The sequence below is a fragment of the Halarcobacter sp. genome, assembly GCF_963676935.1.
Classification (GTDB): domain Bacteria; phylum Campylobacterota; class Campylobacteria; order Campylobacterales; family Arcobacteraceae; genus Halarcobacter.
On sequence record NZ_OY781470.1, the window covers coordinates 1450118 to 1470343 of the forward strand.

At 27.8% G+C, this 20226-nt stretch carries 18 protein-coding genes; 5 read left to right on the plus strand and 13 right to left on the minus strand.

All coding sequences use genetic code 11. The features are described from left to right. Nucleotides 1-2 precede the first annotated feature (2 nt). Genes hemW through ACKU4C_RS07075 form a run of 5 tightly spaced genes read left to right on the plus strand, consistent with a single transcriptional unit; the run spans nucleotide 3 to nucleotide 4758 of the window. Nucleotides 3-1070, plus strand: a complete 1068-nt coding sequence (hemW, locus tag ACKU4C_RS07055) for a radical SAM family heme chaperone HemW (protein WP_321315666.1) — start codon at nucleotides 3-5, stop codon at nucleotides 1068-1070. 46 nt (nucleotides 1071-1116) lie between these two features. Beyond that, entirely contained in the window at nucleotides 1117-1941 is an 825-nt protein-coding gene (gene prmC, locus ACKU4C_RS07060; RefSeq protein WP_321315668.1) for a peptide chain release factor N(5)-glutamine methyltransferase, read from the plus strand. A gap of 9 nt (nucleotides 1942-1950) precedes the next feature. Continuing rightward, on the plus strand, nucleotides 1951-3918 hold the full coding sequence (locus tag ACKU4C_RS07065; protein WP_321315669.1) for a M3 family metallopeptidase: 1968 nt from the start codon (nucleotides 1951-1953) through the stop codon (nucleotides 3916-3918). Nucleotides 3919-3972: 54 nt separating this feature from the next. Beyond that, nucleotides 3973-4473, plus strand: coding sequence for a hypothetical protein (locus ACKU4C_RS07070; protein WP_321315671.1), 501 nt, complete (start codon nucleotides 3973-3975; stop codon nucleotides 4471-4473). A 3-nt stretch (nucleotides 4474-4476) separates the two neighbouring features. Further along, a complete protein-coding gene (locus ACKU4C_RS07075; RefSeq protein WP_321315672.1) occupies nucleotides 4477-4758 on the plus strand; it encodes a hypothetical protein in 282 nt (93 codons plus the stop codon). A 3-nt stretch (nucleotides 4759-4761) separates the two neighbouring features. Here the strand turns inward: ACKU4C_RS07075 and ACKU4C_RS07080 are convergent, their stop codons facing one another. From ACKU4C_RS07080 to ACKU4C_RS07140, 13 genes are all read right to left on the minus strand, one after another. Next, the gene (locus ACKU4C_RS07080) at nucleotides 4762-5814 is read right to left on the minus strand and encodes a tyrosine-type recombinase/integrase (RefSeq protein WP_321315674.1); all 1053 of its coding nucleotides are present in this window, start codon (nucleotides 5812-5814) and stop codon (nucleotides 4762-4764) included. A 105-nt stretch (nucleotides 5815-5919) separates the two neighbouring features. Continuing rightward, nucleotides 5920-6999, minus strand: a complete 1080-nt coding sequence (gene cheB, locus ACKU4C_RS07085; RefSeq protein WP_321315676.1) for a chemotaxis-specific protein-glutamate methyltransferase CheB — start codon at nucleotides 6997-6999, stop codon at nucleotides 5920-5922. 12 nt (nucleotides 7000-7011) lie between these two features. Beyond that, nucleotides 7012-7692: a chemotaxis protein CheD gene (locus tag ACKU4C_RS07090; protein WP_321315678.1), complete on the minus strand. Its 681-nt coding sequence runs from the start codon at nucleotides 7690-7692 to the stop codon at nucleotides 7012-7014. After that, on the minus strand, nucleotides 7689-8531 hold the full coding sequence (locus ACKU4C_RS07095) for a protein-glutamate O-methyltransferase CheR (RefSeq protein ID WP_321315679.1): 843 nt from the start codon (nucleotides 8529-8531) through the stop codon (nucleotides 7689-7691). Before ACKU4C_RS07095 ends, ACKU4C_RS07090 begins: the two co-directional genes overlap by 4 nt. A 6-nt stretch (nucleotides 8532-8537) precedes the next feature. Next, nucleotides 8538-10634 carry a chemotaxis protein CheA gene (locus tag ACKU4C_RS07100; RefSeq protein WP_321315681.1) on the minus strand — a complete coding sequence of 699 codons (2097 nt, stop codon included), beginning with the start codon at nucleotides 10632-10634 and terminating at the stop codon, nucleotides 8538-8540. A gap of 16 nt (nucleotides 10635-10650) precedes the next feature. Beyond that, nucleotides 10651-11019, minus strand: coding sequence for a response regulator (locus ACKU4C_RS07105; RefSeq protein WP_320034029.1), 369 nt, complete (start codon nucleotides 11017-11019; stop codon nucleotides 10651-10653). A gap of 77 nt (nucleotides 11020-11096) precedes the next feature. After that, entirely contained in the window at nucleotides 11097-13277 is a 2181-nt protein-coding gene (locus ACKU4C_RS07110; protein ID WP_321315684.1) for a polyribonucleotide nucleotidyltransferase, read from the minus strand. Nucleotides 13278-13282: 5 nt separating this feature from the next. After that, nucleotides 13283-13930 (minus strand): phosphoribosyltransferase family protein, encoded by a 648-nt coding sequence (locus tag ACKU4C_RS07115; RefSeq protein ID WP_321315686.1) that lies wholly within the window; start codon nucleotides 13928-13930, stop codon nucleotides 13283-13285. 1 nt (nucleotide 13931) lies between these two features. Further along, nucleotides 13932-16040, minus strand: a complete 2109-nt coding sequence (locus ACKU4C_RS07120) for an LPS-assembly protein LptD (protein ID WP_321315688.1) — start codon at nucleotides 16038-16040, stop codon at nucleotides 13932-13934. Then, nucleotides 16033-16461, minus strand: a complete 429-nt coding sequence (locus tag ACKU4C_RS07125) for an RDD family protein (RefSeq protein ID WP_321315689.1) — start codon at nucleotides 16459-16461, stop codon at nucleotides 16033-16035. Before ACKU4C_RS07125 ends, ACKU4C_RS07120 begins: the two co-directional genes overlap by 8 nt. A 16-nt stretch (nucleotides 16462-16477) precedes the next feature. Next, entirely contained in the window at nucleotides 16478-17746 is a 1269-nt protein-coding gene (gene purD / locus ACKU4C_RS07130; protein WP_321315691.1) for a phosphoribosylamine--glycine ligase, read from the minus strand. Nucleotides 17747-17988: 242 nt separating this feature from the next. Beyond that, nucleotides 17989-18624 (minus strand): uroporphyrinogen-III synthase, encoded by a 636-nt coding sequence (locus ACKU4C_RS07135; RefSeq protein WP_321315693.1) that lies wholly within the window; start codon nucleotides 18622-18624, stop codon nucleotides 17989-17991. A 2-nt stretch (nucleotides 18625-18626) separates the two neighbouring features. Next, complete coding sequence (locus ACKU4C_RS07140; RefSeq protein WP_321315695.1) at nucleotides 18627-20213, minus strand: SulP family inorganic anion transporter; 1587 nt, start codon at nucleotides 20211-20213, stop codon at nucleotides 18627-18629. Nucleotides 20214-20226: the final 13 nt, after the last annotated feature.

Sequence of the window (20226 nt, forward strand, 5' to 3'; positions counted from 1 at the left end):
AATTGCTTTTATATATACATATTCCATTTTGTGACAGTAAATGTCATTATTGCGCTTTTAACTCATATACAGATAGATTTCATCTAAAAAATGAGTATATGAAAGCTTTGAAAAAACAACTAAAAATGGAATTAGAAAGAAATCTAAAAACTTCAGATAAACTTGAAACAGTCTTTATTGGTGGAGGAACTCCAAGTACAATAAAAGTTGAAGAGTATATTGAAGTATTTGAAATATTAGAAAATTTTATAGATAAAAACACTGAAATAACTACAGAGTGCAATCCAAATTCTGCAACAATAAAATGGCTTCAAGGGATGAAAGGTTTAGGAGTAAACAGAATAAGTTTCGGAATACAAAGTTTTGATGATAAAAAACTAAATTTTCTTAATCGTGCACACAATAGTAAAGGGGCTATAAAAGCTATACAAAATGCAAAATGTATAGGTTTTAATAGTATTAATTGTGATATAATTTACGGAGTTGAGGGAGATAGCTTTGAATCAATAAAAAATGATTTTGATACACTAAAAAGCTTAGAAATACAACATATAAGTGCTTACTCATTAACACTTGAAGAGGGTACTAAATTTTTCAATAAAAGTGAAGTTAAAATTGATGATGAAGAGTTATCTTATAAGTTTTTCAAATATTTAAAAGAACTTGGATTTAATCAATATGAAATATCAAACTTTGCATTAAATGATAAATATGAATCAAAACATAACTATGGATATTGGCAACATAAAAATTATTTGGGTGTAGGTGCAGGTGCAGTTGGTTTTATAAAAAATAAAAGGTTTTATACAAAAAAGGGCTTAGAAGAGTATATACAAAATCCAATTGAATATGAAGATATAGAAGAATTAAATGAAGAAGATATAATAGTAGAAAAAGTTTTGCTGGGCTTGAGGTGTAAAAATGGCTTTGATTCTACAATTATAAATAAAATACAAAATACTAAAGTTGATGAGTTAGTATCACTTAAAAAACTAACAAAAAAAGAGAACAAAATATATAACAACAACTATCTATTAGCAGATGAACTTGCTCTTTATATATTAGAGTAAAGATAGTTTTAAATATAATATATACTATTAAAAGGTAAAATCATTCATGACAATAAAAGAAACTGTTAGAAAATATTCACAAAAATTAAAATATGTTACACATATTCCTGCAAAAGAAATTGAAATTTTAATCTGCCATTTATTAGATAAAAATAATATCTGGTTACATATAAATTATAATTCAACATTTGAAAAAGAAAAAGAATTAGAGAAGCTTGTTAATAAGAGAGCTACAAATTATCCTCTTGAATATATCATTAACAAAGCATCATTTTATGGTGAGTCTTTTATAACAAAAGAGGGTGTTTTAATCCCTAGACCAGAAACAGAACTTTTAGTTGATAACGCAATAGAGATTTTAAAAAATAGAAATTGTAAAACAAAAGTTCTTGAAATTGGTACAGGATCAGGAATAATCTCAGTTATGTTAGCTTTATTAATTGAAGATATTGAGATAATTGCAGTTGATATCAATCAAAAAGCATTAGATTTAGCAAAACAAAATGCTATAAAACATAAAGTTAGTAATAAAATAGATTTTAGGTATAGTAATTTATATGAAAATGTAAACGAAGATGATATATTTATGACTATTTCAAATCCACCCTATATTGCAAATGACTACAAACTTCCAGAAAATGTAAAGTTTGAACCATCAAATGCATTATTCGGAGGGAATATTGGTGATGAACTTTTAAAAGATATAATTGATTCTACATATAAAAGAGATATTAAATATCTCTTATGTGAAATGGGTTATGATCAAAAACAACCTTTAGAAAACTATTTTAAATCTTTTGATATAAAAAACTATGAGTTTTATAAAGATTATGAAAAGTTTGATAGAGGATTTACAATACAATTTAATTAAGGAGTAAAAATGTTTAATGAATTTAATTTAGAAAATTTAGAAAATAGTAAAGTTGAATTAGAGCAACTTTTAAATGATAGTAAAAAGAAAATTGATGAACTATTAAATATAGAAAATAAAACATATGAAAATTTTGTAAAACCATATGAGATGATAGGGGAGGGGATTAATGATTACTTAACTCCAATCTTTCATATTGATTCAGTAAAAAATTCAGAAATAACGCAAAAAGTTTATGAAGATTGTCTTCCTTTAATCTCAGATTACGAAACTGAGATAAGTCAAAATGATAATATTTATAGATCTTTAAAAGATATACAAGATAAGGATTATATATCATTAAATGATATACAAAAAAAAGTTTTAGAAAATGAAATTAGAGACTTCAAATTAAGTGGTTGTCATCTTGATGAAAAAAATAAGAAAAAATTAAAAGAACTAAATTTAAAACTTAGCGAGCTTTCTCATAAGTTTTCACAGAATCTTTTAAATGCTACAAATTCATTTGAAATGATTATTGATGATTATGAGGATGTAAAAGAGATTCCAAAATCAGATTTAGAATTAGCAAAATTTGAAGAAAATGGAAAAATAAAATATAAGTTTACATTACAAATGCCATCTTATATTGCATACATTACATATGGAACTAATAGAGAAAAAAGAGAAGAGATCTATAAAGCGTATTGTACTAGAGCTCCTGAAAACGGAAAAATTATTGAAAAAATACTATCTTTAAAAGATGAAAAAGTAAAAATTTTAGGTTTTAAAAACTATGCTTCTTATTCTTTAGCGACTAAAATGGCAAAAAATGAAACTGAAGTAGTTACCTTTTTAGAAGAGTTAGCTAAAAAAGGTAAAAATAGGGCAGTTGAAGAGCTTGATGAGATAAAAGAATTTGCTAAAAAGGATGGCATAGAAGACTTAAAAAGTTATGATTTATCTTATTACAGTGAAAAACTTAAAAAAGAAAAATATGATTTAGATGAAGAGTACTATAGACCATTTTTTGAGCAAAACTCTGTTTTAAACGGTTTTTTCAACTTTTTATATGAAGTATTTAACATCAAATTTACTAAAACTGATGCAAAAGCTTGGGATGAAAAGGTGCAAGTTTATAATATCAGTGAAAATGATAAGGTAATTGCAAGAATTTTTATCGATTTGGAAGCTAGAAAAGATAAAAGAGGTGGAGCTTGGATGAACAACTGGCACTCTTATTATATAAATGATAAAGGGGAAGAACAGTTACCCACAGCCTATATTGTATGCAATTTCCCTCCTTCAAGTGAAAACACTGTATCACTTCTAAGACACTCTGATGTTGTTACACTATTTCATGAAATGGGGCATGCATTACACCACTTATTAAGTAAAGTTCCAGAAGCAATGGTTAGTGGTATTTCAGGTGTTGCTTGGGATGTTGTAGAGTTTCCATCTCAGTTTTTAGAATACTTTTCTTATGACAAAGAAGTATTAAAACTATTTGCAAAACACTATGAAACAGGTGAAATATTAAGTGATGAAGCTATTGATAGAATTATTAAAGCTAAAAATTTTCAGTCATCTCTTGCAATGTTAAGACAAGTGGAATTTGCACTGTTTGATTTTGAATTGCATCAAAAATTATACAAATCTGAAGACGAAGTACAAGCACTTTTGGATTCTATTAGAGAAAAATACGCAGTTATAAAACCGCCGGTATATAATAAATTCCAAAATGGTTTCTCACATATTTTTGCAGGAGGATATGCAGCCGGGTATTACTCATATAAATGGGCCGAAGTGTTAAGTGCAGATGCATTTTATATGTTTATTGACTCAGGAAAAGTGTTAAATAAAGAGATTGCAGTAAGATATAAAGATATAGTCTTAAAGAATGGTGGTTCTAAAAATATGGATGAATTATTCTTTGAATTTGCAAATAGAGAGCCAAGTGTTGATTCTTTATTAAAAATTGATGGAATTATTAGCTAATTTTTGTAATAATATTGTCTTTAATAAATATGATAAAATATAAGGATTAGATTCATGACAAATGCTGAAACTATCGCAAAATTGAACGAAGCACTAGAAAAATTAATAAAAGGTTATGAGGAGCTTCAAAACTCTTATGATGCTTTAGAAAATGAAAATGATAAATTAAATAACGAAATTTCAAACTTAAAAGAAAAAATATCAGTATTAGAAAGTGATAAAAGAGAACTTGAAGATAATGTAAATGTTTTACAAGATAGTACAGAAAAAGATTCAAGTAACATCAACTCAATGCTTAGTAAAATTGAAGGCTTATTAAGTAAAAAAACACATCCAGCTGCACCAACTTATCCAAAAAAAGATAATACAGATAGTGTAAATAAAAAGAATAATAATACCTTTACAAAAGATGAAGAAGATGAGATAAAAGATGTGAGGCAAAGTTTGGAAGAGATAGTCGTCGAAAGTAAAGAGGAGAATACGACATCTTCCTCCTCTGAAAATAAAATTGATTTAAATAGAATGGCATCTTTATTAAATGGATTTAATAATTAATATATGGTATTACATTTAAATTCTAACTCCTTATACTCAACTTTTGGAGTAGATTCATTTCATACTTTAGATGATGCTATAAATAATATGGCACCATCTATGGTAGAATATTACCTATCTGACTTATCGGATGGAAATGATGACGCTTATTTAAACAAAAGAAATATACAAAATAGTATAAATATTGGAGAATACTCTATATATTTAGACTATGATGATGAAGTATACTTAGAGATTGAAGATACAAAAAATGAAGATGAATATGAAACAGGTTCACTTTGGTAAATTTTAATCTAAAAGGTTTGTTGTAGCTTTCAATCGTTCTCTATCAAAATGAGTATAAATTCTTGATGTATTAATATCTGCATGACCTAATGCTTCTTGAACAAGAATTAAATCATGGTGTTTTTGATAAAGCAGGGTAGCAAAACTATGTCTTAACATATGTGCTCCATTTTTCTCTTTTCTAATCCCAGCACTAATTAATATATTTTCAACAATTCTACTAACATAAGCTTGTGTTAGCCTATTTCCTTTTTTATTACAAACCAATAGATCCTCACAAGTTCTAATACTAAGCCAATTTTGTAAATCATTTTCTATAATTTTAGCTTTTATCATAACAACTCTAGGTTTATTTCCTTTTCCTCTTACTTGTAAAATATATACATCATCTTCTCTAAAAATATCTTTTGTCCTTAAATTCAACATTTCAGAAACCCTAATACCAGTATAAATTATAATTTTTAATATTAAACGGTTTCTATATGCAGTTTCTATAGAAAATTCATAGTTATCAATAGCTTCTAAAAATCTGTTAATTTCATCTTTATTCATATGTGATGGCAACTTCATTCCTGATTTTCCACCTAATCCTGCCCAATTCTTTAATTCTATTTTAAACTGATAGGAACTGCCATCGACGTTTTCATTTTGTTTATCTATATAAGAAAAGAAATTGAGTAGGGCAATTCTATGATTTTTTTTTGAGGCATCAGATAATCCAGCAGTATAAGATGCTAAAAAATCAATAAGTAACTCTTCATCTATTTCTTTCATTGACGCTGGACCAAAAGTTTTTAAAAAATCATATAGTTTTACTAAAGGATTAAAATAAGTATTAATTCCAGATAAGCCGATATTTCTAGCTTTTTTTACAAGTACTTTTAATTCATCAATATTTTTTTCTCCACGAATCAAAACTTGTAATATATCTGCAAAAGTATCTTTGTCCAATACTTGAGTATTAGATAATGTAGTTAATTTATTTCTTACAAATAATGCAAGCCAAAAACAATATGTTTTATCAAATGTATCGCAGAAGTCTAAATTATATCTCATAAAATCCCTTTAATTAAAAAATGTGATTATAGCATAATTTTATTATATTAGTATTGAAAACTATAATTTTCAAACTATTTTAGATAGAAGATAACAACACTACTATTATCTCTTCTTACCTTTAGAATAATCTATAATGTATTCTGCAATATCGTCTAAGTGGACAATATCTTTGACTGCCCCTTTTTGTATTGCTTTAGCTGGCATCCCAAAAACAACACAACTCTCTTCATTTTGCGCCACAGTATATGCTCCATTATCAAAAAGTTCTTTCATTGCAATACTACCATCATCCCCCATACCTGTCATCATCACAGCCATAGCACTACTACCAACAACATTATTTACTGATCTAAACAATACATCAACACTTGGTCTATGATGACTCACTTTTATTGTATCTAATAGTTTTGTTTTATAAGAGCCTGAAGTGCCTTTTTCTATAGTTAAATGCATATTACCTGGTGCTAAATAAGCATGACCTTTCTGTAATGTCATACCATCTGTAGCTTCATGAACAGTAAGTTTTGAGTTTGAATTTAATCTTTCAGCAAAAGACTTTGAAAAACCATATGGGATATGTTGTGTTATAACTATTGGAGGTAAGTTACTTGTTAAATTCTTAAAGACCCTTAATAGTGATTCAACTCCACCTGTTGAAGAGCCTATTGCAATTAATTTTGTACCACCCAATCTTGCAGGCATAGATTTTATTACTTCATCAGGGTGAACTTTTCTATCTACTTCTTTTGCTTTGGTACTAGCAACTTTTTTTATAGGTTTTGGTTTTTTTAATGTATATCTTTTTAAAAGGAATGTTAAATTTAATAAATTATCTTTAATTCTTGATGCAAAATTAAGCATTGATTCACCATTTTCTGGCTTACTAATAAAACCTACAGCTCCATCATCAAAAATATCATTTCCTCTAACACCCTCACCTGAAATTACAACAGCAGGCATTGGGTGTAAACGCATAAGATTTCTTAAAAATGTTACACCATTCATTTTGGGCATATTTATATCTATAGTAACTAAGTCGGGTTCGTATTCTTTTATCTTTTCTCTTGCATCATATGCATCTATTGCTTCGGCAATGACTTCAAATTCATCAATTCCATTTATCATATCTTTAATAATTCTTCTCATTGATGCTGAGTCATCTATAACTAAAACTGTATACATACTAATACCCTATTAAAATAATTCGATTTCCATTTCTTGTTCTGTTTCAACTTTTTCCACACCAAATAAGTCAACACCACCAACATACTCTTTGATAACTGGTGCTTTTGTAATTTCTGTTTGTAATGCTTTTTCTTCATTAAGAATTTTATTGTCAGTTTCAGATTTTTGAGTAACTTTAATAAAAGTTTGAAAATCATCAGCAAGTAATATTAATCTACCATGCTCACCTCTAGTATGTTCACTCACTAGTTTAAATCCTTCAGATTTACAAAAATCTTTTGCAAATTCAACATTTCTATGCCCTATTGAATCTATTTTAGTGATATTTAATTGCATAATATCTGCACCCCCAGAGATTTTTGCTGTCATATTCTTTTTATTACACCCTAGTTTGTACATCTCATTTAACATTGCTTCAACTGAATAAAGTCCATATTTCATATCATCATTAGTACTATTAGTTGTTGGTAATAAAAAATGATTCATTGCTTTTATTTTTGTAACAGAATCATAAAACATAATAGCTACACAAGAACCAAGAAGTGTTTTAAAAGCAACTTGTTCTATATCTTTTCCAACAGCAAATTCACCACCAATAATAGTATGAGTATTATAGCCTTTAGTTTTTTGTGTAAATCTTGATATAGATGCTTTTTCTATACTTCCATCTTTATGTCCAATAATAATCAATAAAAATCCTTTGTTTTTATGAAAATATTTTGCCCTATTCTATCCACATAACTTATTAAATCTTGTGGATTTTCTGAATGCCCAAGATATAATGTTCCACCTATTTTAAGATGTGAAAATAGTTTTTTAAGTATTTTATTTTGATCTTCATTTGAAAAATAAATAAGTACATTTCTACAAAATATTACATCAAAATAGTTTTTATTATAAGGATAAGATTTGTCATTTAGATTCATAACTTTAAAAGTCACCATTTTTTGTAGTTCAGGTTTAACTTTTATAAGTATCTCTTCACTTGCTAAAGTTTTTTGAACTCTTTTTTTAAAATATTTTTGGGGTTTAATCCAAGAAGGAAACTCTTTTGAAGATTTAGAATATCTATAAACACCATTTGCTGCATATTGCAAAACATTAGTATCTATATCTGTAGCTAAAATTGTAGCATTAATATTTCTTCCATACTCTTCAGATGCTTCAAGTATAGTCATTGCCATTGAATATGGTTCTTCCCCTGTAGATGAAGCAGAACAGTACATTTTAATTTGATTACCACTTTTAGCAAAATCTGGAAGAACTCTATTTTTTAAATCTGTAAAATGGAAGTCTTCTCTAAAAGAATGTGTTTTATTTGTAGTAAAAGAGTTAATAAATTCAATATTATGCTGACCCTCTTCTACAGCATCAAGTAATTCTTCAATATCACCAGCATATTTTGTATCTCTTTTTAGTTTATGCAACCTATTTGCTATCATAATGTCTTTATTCTCTGATAGCGTAATTCCAGTTAAAGAGTAAAGTATAGACTTTACTCTATTATGTAAATGTTTATTATCGCTCATTCAGCCTCAAGATGCTCTTTGTTGCATCATATTTATATCTTTTTCTATTTTTGTTTGTGCATTTATAATACCTAAAACATCTAGAATCAGACCAATACTACCATCACCTCTAACTGTAGCAGCACCAATTCCTTCAACACTTCTAAAGTTTTTGTCAAGTGGTTTTACAACTACTTGGTGTTGATTTAAGAACTCATCGATAGAGATTGCAACTTTTTGAGTACCAGATTTAACAACAATTAACATACCATCTTCTAAATTTTCAAATGTTGGTTCAACTCCAAATAGTTGATGTAATCTAACTACAGGAATAAACTCTTCTCTTAACATTAATAAGTCTTGTGAACCATCACCAATCTTTTTAATCATATCTGGCGTTGGTTGTAAAGATTCTACAATTGAACTTAATGGTAAAATATACTTTTGGTCTCCAACTGCAATATCTAAACCATCAAGAATTGCAAGTGTTAAAGGAAGCATAATTGTTATAATAGTACCTTTACCTAGTTCTGTATCAAGTTTAATTGCTCCACCTAGTTTTTGAATATTTGTTTTAACAACATCCATACCAACACCTCTTCCTGAGATATCAGTTATTTGATCAGCTGTTGAAACTCCTGCTCCAAATACAAGCATAGCTTTTTCATTTGTACTCATTGTATTATATTGGTTTTCATCAATTTGACCTTGATCTAAAGCTTTTTGAGCAACTCTTTCTGCATCAATACCTTTACCATCATCCTCAATAGTAATTATCATTTGACCATTAGCTTGTTCTGCTGATATAATTATTGAACCAACTTCTTCTTTACCACTAGCTTTTCTAACATCAGGAGTTTCTAAACCATGATCTAAAGAATTTCTGATAATATGCATTAATGGGTCTGTTAAACCTTCAATCATTGCTTTATCAATCTCAACACCATCACCATAATGTTTAAATTCAACTTTTTTACTAAGTTTTTTAGAAATATCTCTAACAACCTTAGGGAATTTTGAATAGATTGATTCCATTGGTACCATTCTAATACTCATAATAGAATCTTGCATATCTCTAATATGTCTTTCTAATAATTCTAATCTTTCAAGAACTGCATTTCTTGTTTTTGTTTCTTCAATTGTAGATGAAAATTGTGTAAGCATTGCATTTGTAATAACTAAATCACCCACATTATTCATTAATAAATCAATTTTATCTAGATTTACCCTAATATTATTAGAGGCAGAAGTTTTTTTCTCTTCTTTTGGAGGTCTTTTTGAAGTAGCTGCTTTTTTTGCTGGTCCAGAAGCCGGTTTTACAGGTGTAGCAGCTTTAGGAGTTTCAACTTTTTTAGGCTCTTCTTTTTTTACATCTTTGTTTATTTCTTGTTTTTGATCAGCATTATTAGCTTTTAACTCTGCATCAGGTGTAATACTTGGAACATCATCAAAAAATCCAAAATCATCACTTTCATCATGTGTAATAACAGGAGTATCCTCTGTTTCAATCAATTTGTCTAACTCCTCATCAAAGAAGCCATAATTACTATTTTCTGATTCATTTCCAATCTCATCATCTTTAAAGAATCCATACGAGATATTAAAGTTACTATCATTTATATCTGAATCGTATAAACCAATACTATCATCAGATGAACTATTATTCTCAGATACAGGAGTTTCTTCTTGAACTAATGTTTCTTCAGAGCTAGTTGGTGTTTCACCATTAATATATGCTTTAATAATAGTTAATAATTCAGCTGTCATCTCATCAAAAGTTTCTCTTGTAAGTTCTTCAGCAACTTCCATTTCAAGAAGTTCTTTCATAACATCTAAACCATCAATTAATGTACCTGCCATCTCTGGTATAAATTCAATTTCATGATTTCTAAGTTTGTCCATCATATTTTCAACACTATGTGTAAACTCAGCAAAAAGTGCCAATTCAACAGATGCTCCACTACCTTTTAAAGTATGTACATCTCTAAATAATTGACCCATTTCTTCATCGGTTAATGTTCCATTTGTTTCAGCTTCAAGAAGAACATTATCTGCAGATTCAAATAATTCTTCAGCTTCCTCTAAGAACATCTCTCTATATTTAGATATATCAAAACCAGACATGATAACAACCTTTTCTTTATCTACTTAATACTATGTTTACTGCTTTTAATAATTGTTCTGGAACAAATGGTTTTACAATCCAACCAGTTGCACCCGCAGCTTTACCTTTTGCTTTCATCTCATCACTTCTCTCAGTAGTTAATACTAGAATAGGTCTACTCGCATATGTTGGTAATTTTCTCAACTCTCCAATAAGAGTTAGCCCATCCATATTTGGCATATTTACATCTGTTATAATTAAATCAAATGTAGTAGACTTAGCCTTTTCTAAACCATCAACTCCATCAATAGCTTCAGTTACATCGTTATAACCACCTTCGTTTAATGCATAATTCAACATATCTCTTAACATTGTTGAATCATCCACGATTAAAAGCTTAGCCATAAAAAACCCCTTGTTTTTAATAAAAAAATATTATTTTAACTATATTAACCAAACAAATATTAAATTAACTTTAATATTTAAATCCCATTTGAAGCCAATTCTATACGATCTTTTTTAACTTTAAGTACTTTAACTTCAATATTATCATCTACCTTTAAAACATCTTCAACTCTTTTTACTCTTTCTTTAGAAATTTTAGAGATATGTAATAAACCTTCCCCACCTTTTGGTAACTCTATAAAAGCACCAAAATCAGCAATTCTTACAACTTTCCCAGTTAATACTTCATCTATTTCATATAATTTTTCAAAATCTATATTCTTTTTATTGTCTCTTCTTGAGTTTGCATTATTTGAAATTGATTTAATATGTTCACAAGCATCTAATACATTTTGCTTATTTTCCCCACTAACTTTTACATTACCACTATCTCTATCTAAATCGATAGAAACTGAGAATTTTTCAATAATTTCTTTAATAGTTGAACCAGCTTTTCCAATAACAACCATAATCTTACTTGGATCAATAGCAAATTGCTCAACCAATGGTAAAGCCTCACTTGGAACAATTTCAGCCGCAGCTTCTTCCATAATTCCTAATATATGCTCTCTTCCCTCTTTTGCTTGATATAAAGCTTCTTTTAAAACTGATAATTCAATTCCACCTAATTTTATATCCATTTGTAGAGCAGTAATCCCCTCTGTTGTTCCTGCAACTTTAAAATCCATATCACCATCATGATCTTCTAATCCCATAATATCAGTTAATACAGAATAATTATCACCTTCTACAACCATACCCATAGCTACACCAGCTACTAAATTAGAAATAGGAACACCAGCTGCTTTTAAAGCTAATGAACCTCCACAAACTGTTGCCATAGATGATGAACCATTTGATTCTAAAATCTCTGAAACTAATCTTACTGTTTCATCAAAATCTTTATCAATTGTTGATTCTAAAGCTTTTTTAGCTAAATTTCCATGTCCTAATTCTCTTCTTCCAACACCAAACATAGGTTTTGCTTCTCCAACAGAAAAACCAGGGAAATTATAATGAACCATAAAGTTTTCAGTTCTTGTAGATTTTTCAGTTAAAACCTCATACATCTGTCCATCTTTTGAACCAGCTAATGTACCAACAACTAAAGCTTGTGTTTCACCTCTAGTAAATAAACAAGATGAGTGAGTAGAAGGTAAAATATTAGTATCTATTGTAATAGGTCTAACATCTTTTAAACCTCTTCCATCAGCTCTAACTTTATCATTTACAATCATAGCTCTTACTACATCTCTTTTTACTATAGAAACAGCTTCGTAGATAGTAGCAAACTCAATCTCATTTTCTGTACAAAATTCATCTTTAAATATTTTTTTGGCTAAATCTTTTAATTCTGTAGCTCTTTCACTTTTTGCTAATTTTTGTAAAGCAAATTTAATATCTTCAAAATATTTTTCTCTTACATAATCAATTACTTTTGTATCAATAGTAAATTCTACTAATTCTACATCTTTAATCTCTTTTGAAATTGATTCAAATCCAATTTCATAAGTTTCATTTGATTCCTTTAATGCATTTTGTGCAATAGAGATTGCATTAACAAGTTCATCTTCTGTCATCTCATTTGTTTTATGTAATTTACTAAAAGCTTCAATATCTACTTCAATCATCTCTTCACTAGAGATTGATTTCATCTCAATCATTAATAATTCTTCTTTTGTACCTGCTATATATAAATCAAGTGTTGAGTCTTCAAGTTGCTCTGTAGTTGGATTAATAACATATTCACCTTCAATCCTACCAATTCTAACTCCAGATACTGATTTTTTAATTGGTAAATCAGAACTATATAATGCAGCACTTGCAGCATTTAAAGCTAAAACTTGTAAATCTACATTTTCATCAGCACTTAATACAATAACTGTTATTGTTGTAGGATACACATAACCTTTTGGAAATAATGGTCTTAAACTTCTATCTATAACTCTTGCTGTTAAAGTTTCAAAATCACTTGGTTTTGCTTCTCTTTTAATAAAACCACCAGGTAATTTTGCTGCAGCATAAGTTTTTTCTACATATTGAACAGTTAAAGGTGTAAAATCTTCTTCAACAGGATTGTCAAATTCACTTACTACAGTTGCTAACACAACAGCATTTCCTAATTTTGCCAATACAGAACCATTAGCTTGTTTGGCTACTTTACCAAACTCAAATATCTCTTGTTTTCCATTTAATTCAAATTCACATACCGTTGACATATAATTTATCCTTTATAATCTTTAATTTCTTCATAAGTTACTTCATCTAATTCATCATAATAAAAATCTATTGCTATAAAATGATCTAAATTTTTTACATAATATAAATCATCTGCAATAGATTCAATAGTTTGAATACTTGCTGTTGGAAGTATTGGTATTGCTACTGAAACAGACTTTGCACCTAAATGTATTGCAGTTTTAATACAAGCCATCATTGTTAAACTAGTATTTAACCCCTCATCAACTAAAAGAACATTTTTATTTTCTAAATCTTCTAGTTTCTTACCTCTTCTAAATTTATTTACACAATTTGAAAGTTCATTGTCATATATATATCTAGATTTTGAAAATACAAAATCTAAACTTATATCAAATGCTTTTACTAACTCTTCATGAATAACAACCTCTTCACTCTCTGTAACAATTGCAATTTCACACTCATCATTATTTGGTGAATATATTTTTCTTGAAAACATAATATCAAGTTTTGCATTTAATTCACTTGCAACAATTTTTGCTACAGGCAAACCATTATAGGAAGTAGATATAACTATCCACTCTTCTAATTTCATTTTATTTATGGGCAAGATATCTATAAGCCTATATGCCGCAACTTCTCTATTTTTAAAATAAATTTTATCAGGTGTCATTTTAACTACCCACCTTCTTATTTTCTTCTTCTTTAATTTTATACTCTTGTTTTATTCCACCTAAAGGTTTTAAAAATAATTCAATATATAAAATATCTTGGGTCCTTGAATCACTAAAGTTACTTGATGTAGCAACAACTGCTCTTTCATAATTTAAATCTAAGTCCCAACAACTATCTGCAATAGAGAACTTTATACCCTGTTTTGTTCTAACATTCTCTTCAATATTATAATTTGTGTAATACGATAATTTATATTGATCTGAAAAAGTATATCTAGCTGTCAATGAATATGATTCTAAATTTTCTTTTCCAGAATTTTCAGTTTCTTTAGACATATAATAACCTAGTTTTAAATATACATTATCATATGTTAATGAAAAATTTGAGGAGCTTTCAATTATTTTTTTATCTTGATGATTATATAATAATTTATTACTAATTGCACCTAAAAAATAATTATAAGTAATTTCATTTTCAATATTTTCTAATTTAAAATCATTAAAATTATCATAAATTAAGGACTGTGTTAATTTATGATTAATAATTTGTTTATTATTTTCTTTATCATATAAAGATTGATTTATACCAAACTCTATAGTATCATCACTTTGATTAATAGGAAAAGGACTTAATACTCTATCATTATTTGTAATTGTATATAAATCACCTTTTTCACTAATTTTATGAACATGATTATAATCAGCAAATAAGTTAACTGTATGTATATAATTCTCATATGGTTTAACTAAATCAGAATTAAGTGAAACTGTAGTTTTAGATTCAGAATAAATACCATCTTCATAATCAGTTTTTCCATTAGAATAGATAAATTTATTAAAGTTAAATTCTTGTTTTAAAATTAATTTCAAATAATCATCAAATAAAGAATATGAATAAGATAAAGGAACACTCAACTCATACTGTTCAGCATTTATCTCTTCATTTCTTTTATGATTAGTGTACTTTAAATCTGTTGAAACTAATAACTTATCTAAGAATAATGGCCTTGTATAGGTATGAGCTTGAAGTTTTGGTAATTCTTGAAGAGTATTTCCATTTGAAGTTTTAGATGTATCAATATAGTATCTAAAATAAGAACCCAAAAAATAGCTAGGAGTATTATAAATATAATTTATTTTTGATTCAACTTTTTGAACTACAGAATCATCTTCAGTATTACTCTCTAAAACATCATATTCAATATCATTTAAATAATTTATGTCTACATATAATCCATCTGAATATCCCAATTTATTTGGTGCTAATATATTATTTCTAACATAATTTAAACCAACACCATAATGACTCTGATTAGTTAAAGCATTTTCTTTTTGATAATCTTCATATTCTTTAAAATAACCCGCACTAAGTTTTAACATCGAATTAATTGAATCTGCATATCTAAAATAACCAAATATACCCCTACCTCTTTTAAACCTATAATCTGGTATAAATTCAAAATCATAATTATCAGCTGGAGCTACATATATTGGCTGAGAGTAAAAACCACCTTCACTTTTTGAATATCCAAATGTAGGATATAGCAAACCTGTTCTTCTTCTTGTATCTGTTGAAAAACCTAAATAAGGAGAATAAACTAAAGGTATCTCTTTTAAGTAGATTCTTGGATTATAAATATTTATCCATTTATCTTTAGTATCATAATCTGCACTACTAAATCTAATACTCCAATCAGGATCAACACAATCGCAACTTGATAAAGTTGCTTCTTCTAAAAAAATTGTATCATTCTTTTTTTCAGAATCTTTTGAACTAATCCATATAGAGTTTGATTCTTCAAAATATAAACTTGGTTTTTGATACATATCATCCGTGTTTATATCTAAGAAAGTATAATTACTTTTTGTTTGAACATTATTATTTTTTAATACAATAACATCGTCAAATAACTCAAAAGTTCCTTTATTTTTATCATAAATTGCTTTTTTTGCAGTTATATAATAAGAAGGTGAAAAAGCAACAACATTTCCTGTAGCAATAACAATATCATTTTTTGTCACTAAATTATTTGCTAATATTTGAAACTTTTCTTGTTGGGCATGTAATGAAACAGTGAGTATTATTGTTGCAATTATTTTTTTAAGCATTAACTACTAATGTCCTTCCTGTTTTATCATGAAATGCTTGTCTACCTTCTGTAAAAAAAGCAAAAATAAAACCAATATAAACAAAATACTCACTTGCTATTCTTGATATTGACCTAATTATTGATGAGCTTAATGAAACTCTACCAAAATTATAATAATCAATTACTCTAATTTTTAGAACTAATTTTCCAATTGTTGCTCCATAATACCATACAAAAAAACTTTGATAAATAAATTTTACAAAAAATACAGGGAAAATTAAACTTGCCAATACATTTGCTAATTGTTCTTCATTAGCAATGCTTGTAACTAAAGAATCCCAGAAGATAAAATAAACTAAAATTGTTATAATTAATTCGTCTATTAAAAATGCAAAAATACGTTTTGTTATTGAAGCTAATTCAAGATTTTCGTTATTCATATTTTAATTAATTCTTCTATTTTAAAGCTTGATATGCAATATCAGTTCTACATTTTTTACCAGCAAAATGTACTTGACCACATAACTTATAAGCTCTATCTCTAGCTTCTTTTATCGATGTTCCAAATCCTACACATAATAAAACTCTTCCACCAGTTGCAAAAAGTTTATCATCCTCTTTTGCAACACCAGCATATGAAATATGTGTATTATTTGAAATCTCTTCATCTACAATTTCATCTACAATTATTTCTGCTGGTTCTGAAGAACCATAAGGATAATTTGCACTTGCCATAACAACAGCAACACCAAATTCATTTTTAATTTTGATATCTAATTTATCTAATTGTTTTGTAGCACCTTTATAAAATAATTCAGAAACAGGAGTTTCCAATAAAGGCATTAAGATTTCACACTCTGGATCACCAAATCTTACATTATATTCTAAAATAATTGGTTCACCTTTTACAACCATTACACCTATAAACAACACACCTTCAAAGGGAGCCCCTTCTTTTTTCATGCCGTCTAAAGTTGGTTTAATAACTCTTTCTTCAACTTTTTTATAAATATCATCATTTACCAAAGGTGTTGGAGCATATGCCCCCATACCACCAGTATTTGGTCCAGTATCACCATCCCCTACTCTTTTATGATCTTGAGCAGCAGGAAGTACCTTATAATTTTCACCATCACAAATGGCAAAAATCGATAATTCATACCCATCTAAATACTCTTCAACAACTATAGAAGTTCCAGCATCACCAAAAGATTCTCCACTTAGCATTTGCGTAGCTGCTTCTTTTGCTTCACCTTTTGTTTGAGCAATAATTACACCTTTTCCTGCACATAAACCATCAGCCTTTACAACTATTGGTTCACTCATTGTATCAATAAAATCATGAGCTTCTTTTTCATTTGTAGTTTCGATAAACGCTGCTGTTGGTATATTATATTTTTTTAATATATTTTTCATATAAACTTTTGAACCTTCTAGTTGTGCAGCTTTTGCACTAGGTCCAAAAATAGTTAAATCATTTGATTTAAAAATATCAACAACACCATCTACTAAAGGAGCTTCAGGTCCTACAATTGTTAAGTCTATATTATTTTCTTTTGCCCAATTTGCTAATTCATTATAATCTTTTATATTAATATTTGTACCTAAATTGTCAGTTGCACCATTTCCAGGCATAAAAAAGATATTATGATTCTCTTCTTCTTTTGATATAGCTAACCCTATTGAGTATTCTCTTCCACCACTACCAAGTATTAAAATGTTCACAGATTTTCCTTAAAAAAAGTAATAAAAAATATATATCCAAGTAGTCGTTAACCATCAAATGGCCCTAAAAGCCAACGTTAGCAGGTAAGAACTATGTATTAGGAGCTGAAATACTAAAAGTAAACGCTACACACCACATAACTTACAATTACCCACAAAATTAAAGTATCGGACCCTCAACAATGGAAATCCCGTGCTACTTAGATATATATTATTTTAACTAATTATCTTTAAATTAAACATTAAAAACTATCCAGCATTGCAAGTTTTATACACTCTTCAATGGAAGTTTTATTACTAATCTTAAAATCTACATAATCTGGTAAATATTTAGCTGTTGTTTTCCCAATTACAATCGCTTTAAAACTTTTATCCCAAGTATAAATTTTAAAAAAACATTCTATACTAGAAGGAGAAGTAAATATGATAGAAGAGTTTTTTTCTATTTTTTCTTTTATATTATCATTACAAACAGTTTTATAGGTAGTTAATTCATCAATATTTATATTAGCATTTTTTAAAGTTTCAACTAAATTTGATACTACTTTTAAAGCTCTAATATATAAAACTTTTTTATCTTTTAATAAAGGTATTAATTCTTTAGCAAAATCATTGCCATGTCCACTTTGACCAATAAATTTAACATTTCCACCCTCTTTATTAATAATTTTTGCAGTTTTTTCTGCAATAGCATAAGAGGGAATATTTTTCCAATCATTATTAAAAGAATTTAAAGAGTAAACACCATTTTTTGAAGTAAAAACTAAAGCATCATATTTTTTTAAATCTATATAAGATTTAATATATTCTATTTTAAAGATCTCAATATTTTGAACATCTTCATGTTTTTGATTACTAAGTAGATATATCTTTGCCATTCTTATCTTTCATATTCATTTTTTTGTATAGAATTTACTGCATCATCAATATTACTAAATATTTTACTATTACTAAAAATATTATTACTATCAACTTTTAATACTTTTCTTTTTTGAGAATGTTTTAATAAAAGAACAACTTCAATATCATTGTTTTTTAATTTATTTATAATCTCTTCAATCATAAATATTGCAGAAATATCTAAAAAATGAACTTTTAAACAGTTTAATATTACAAATTTTGTTTGGGGTTTTATTTTATCAATTTTTCTATCTAATATAGATGCGGTACCAAAAAAAAGTGAACCGTCAATTTCTAAAATCTCAATATCTCTATTATCTAAATTTATATCAAAATCAAATTTTTTATTTACATGAGATGTTTGCATTCTTGTTCTTTTTGAGACTTTATAAACTGCAACAATTGAAGCAAAAGTGATTCCAACTCCAACAGCCATAATTAAATCAACAAATATAGTAAGTAAAAATACAGTAAGCATTATAAGTAAGTCAACTCTTGATACTTTATTTATAATCTTTAGAAATTTATAATCCAATATATCAAAACCTACTTTTATTAAAATACCTGATAAAACAGATAAAGGTATTTTTGATGCAAGTGGAGCTAAAAAGAGTACAATAACTAACAAAGTTAAAGCATGAAATATACCTGAAAGTCTAGTTTTCCCACCACTTTTTATATTTATTACTGTTCTCATAGTTGCACCTGCTCCTGGTATTGCACCAACCAATGAGCATAAACTGTTACCAATTCCTTGTGCGATCAATTCTTGATTTGGTTTGTGATTAGTTTTAGTCATAGAATCTGCTACTAATGAAGTAAGTAGTGTATCTATTGAACCTAATAGTGCTAAGGTAATAGCTAAAGTAATAATACTGTTCAAATGTAATAATTCAAAACTTGTTGGTATTTTAAAATCGGGTAAGCCCATAGGAATCTCACCTATAGTTGGAACATTATATTTCATAGATATTGCAAAATATGTAACAACTACTAATGCAATTAAGGCAGAAGGGATATATTTACTTATAGATTTAGGTGTAAAAAACATTATAATCAAAGTAATTGTTGCTAATACAATTGAATCGCTACTCGCTAATTTAAAACTATTAGGAATCTCTACAATAGTCCTAATCACAGAACCATATGAATCTACACCAATAAATGGATTTATTTGCAAAATTATAATAATTACGCCAATTCCACACATAAATCCAGAAATTACAGGATAAGGAATATACTTTATCCACTTTCCAATTTTTATAACTCCAAAAGAGATTTGTATAATTCCAGCTAAGAAAATTACAGTTATAACTGATTCAAAATCGTTTTGAAAGGTTGCTATAGCAGTTGCTGTAACAACTGTCATTGGTCCTGTTGGACCTGAAATTTGAGTTGAAGTGCCTCCAAAAAGAGATGCAAAAAAACCTAAAATAATGGCGCCGTAAAGTCCAGCAGTTGCCCCTGCTCCACTTGCTACTCCAAATGCAAGAGCTAAAGGTAAAGCAACAACAGCAGCTGTTACTCCACCAAAAAAATCATTTTTAATACTATTTATACTTATCAAGGAATAAATCCTC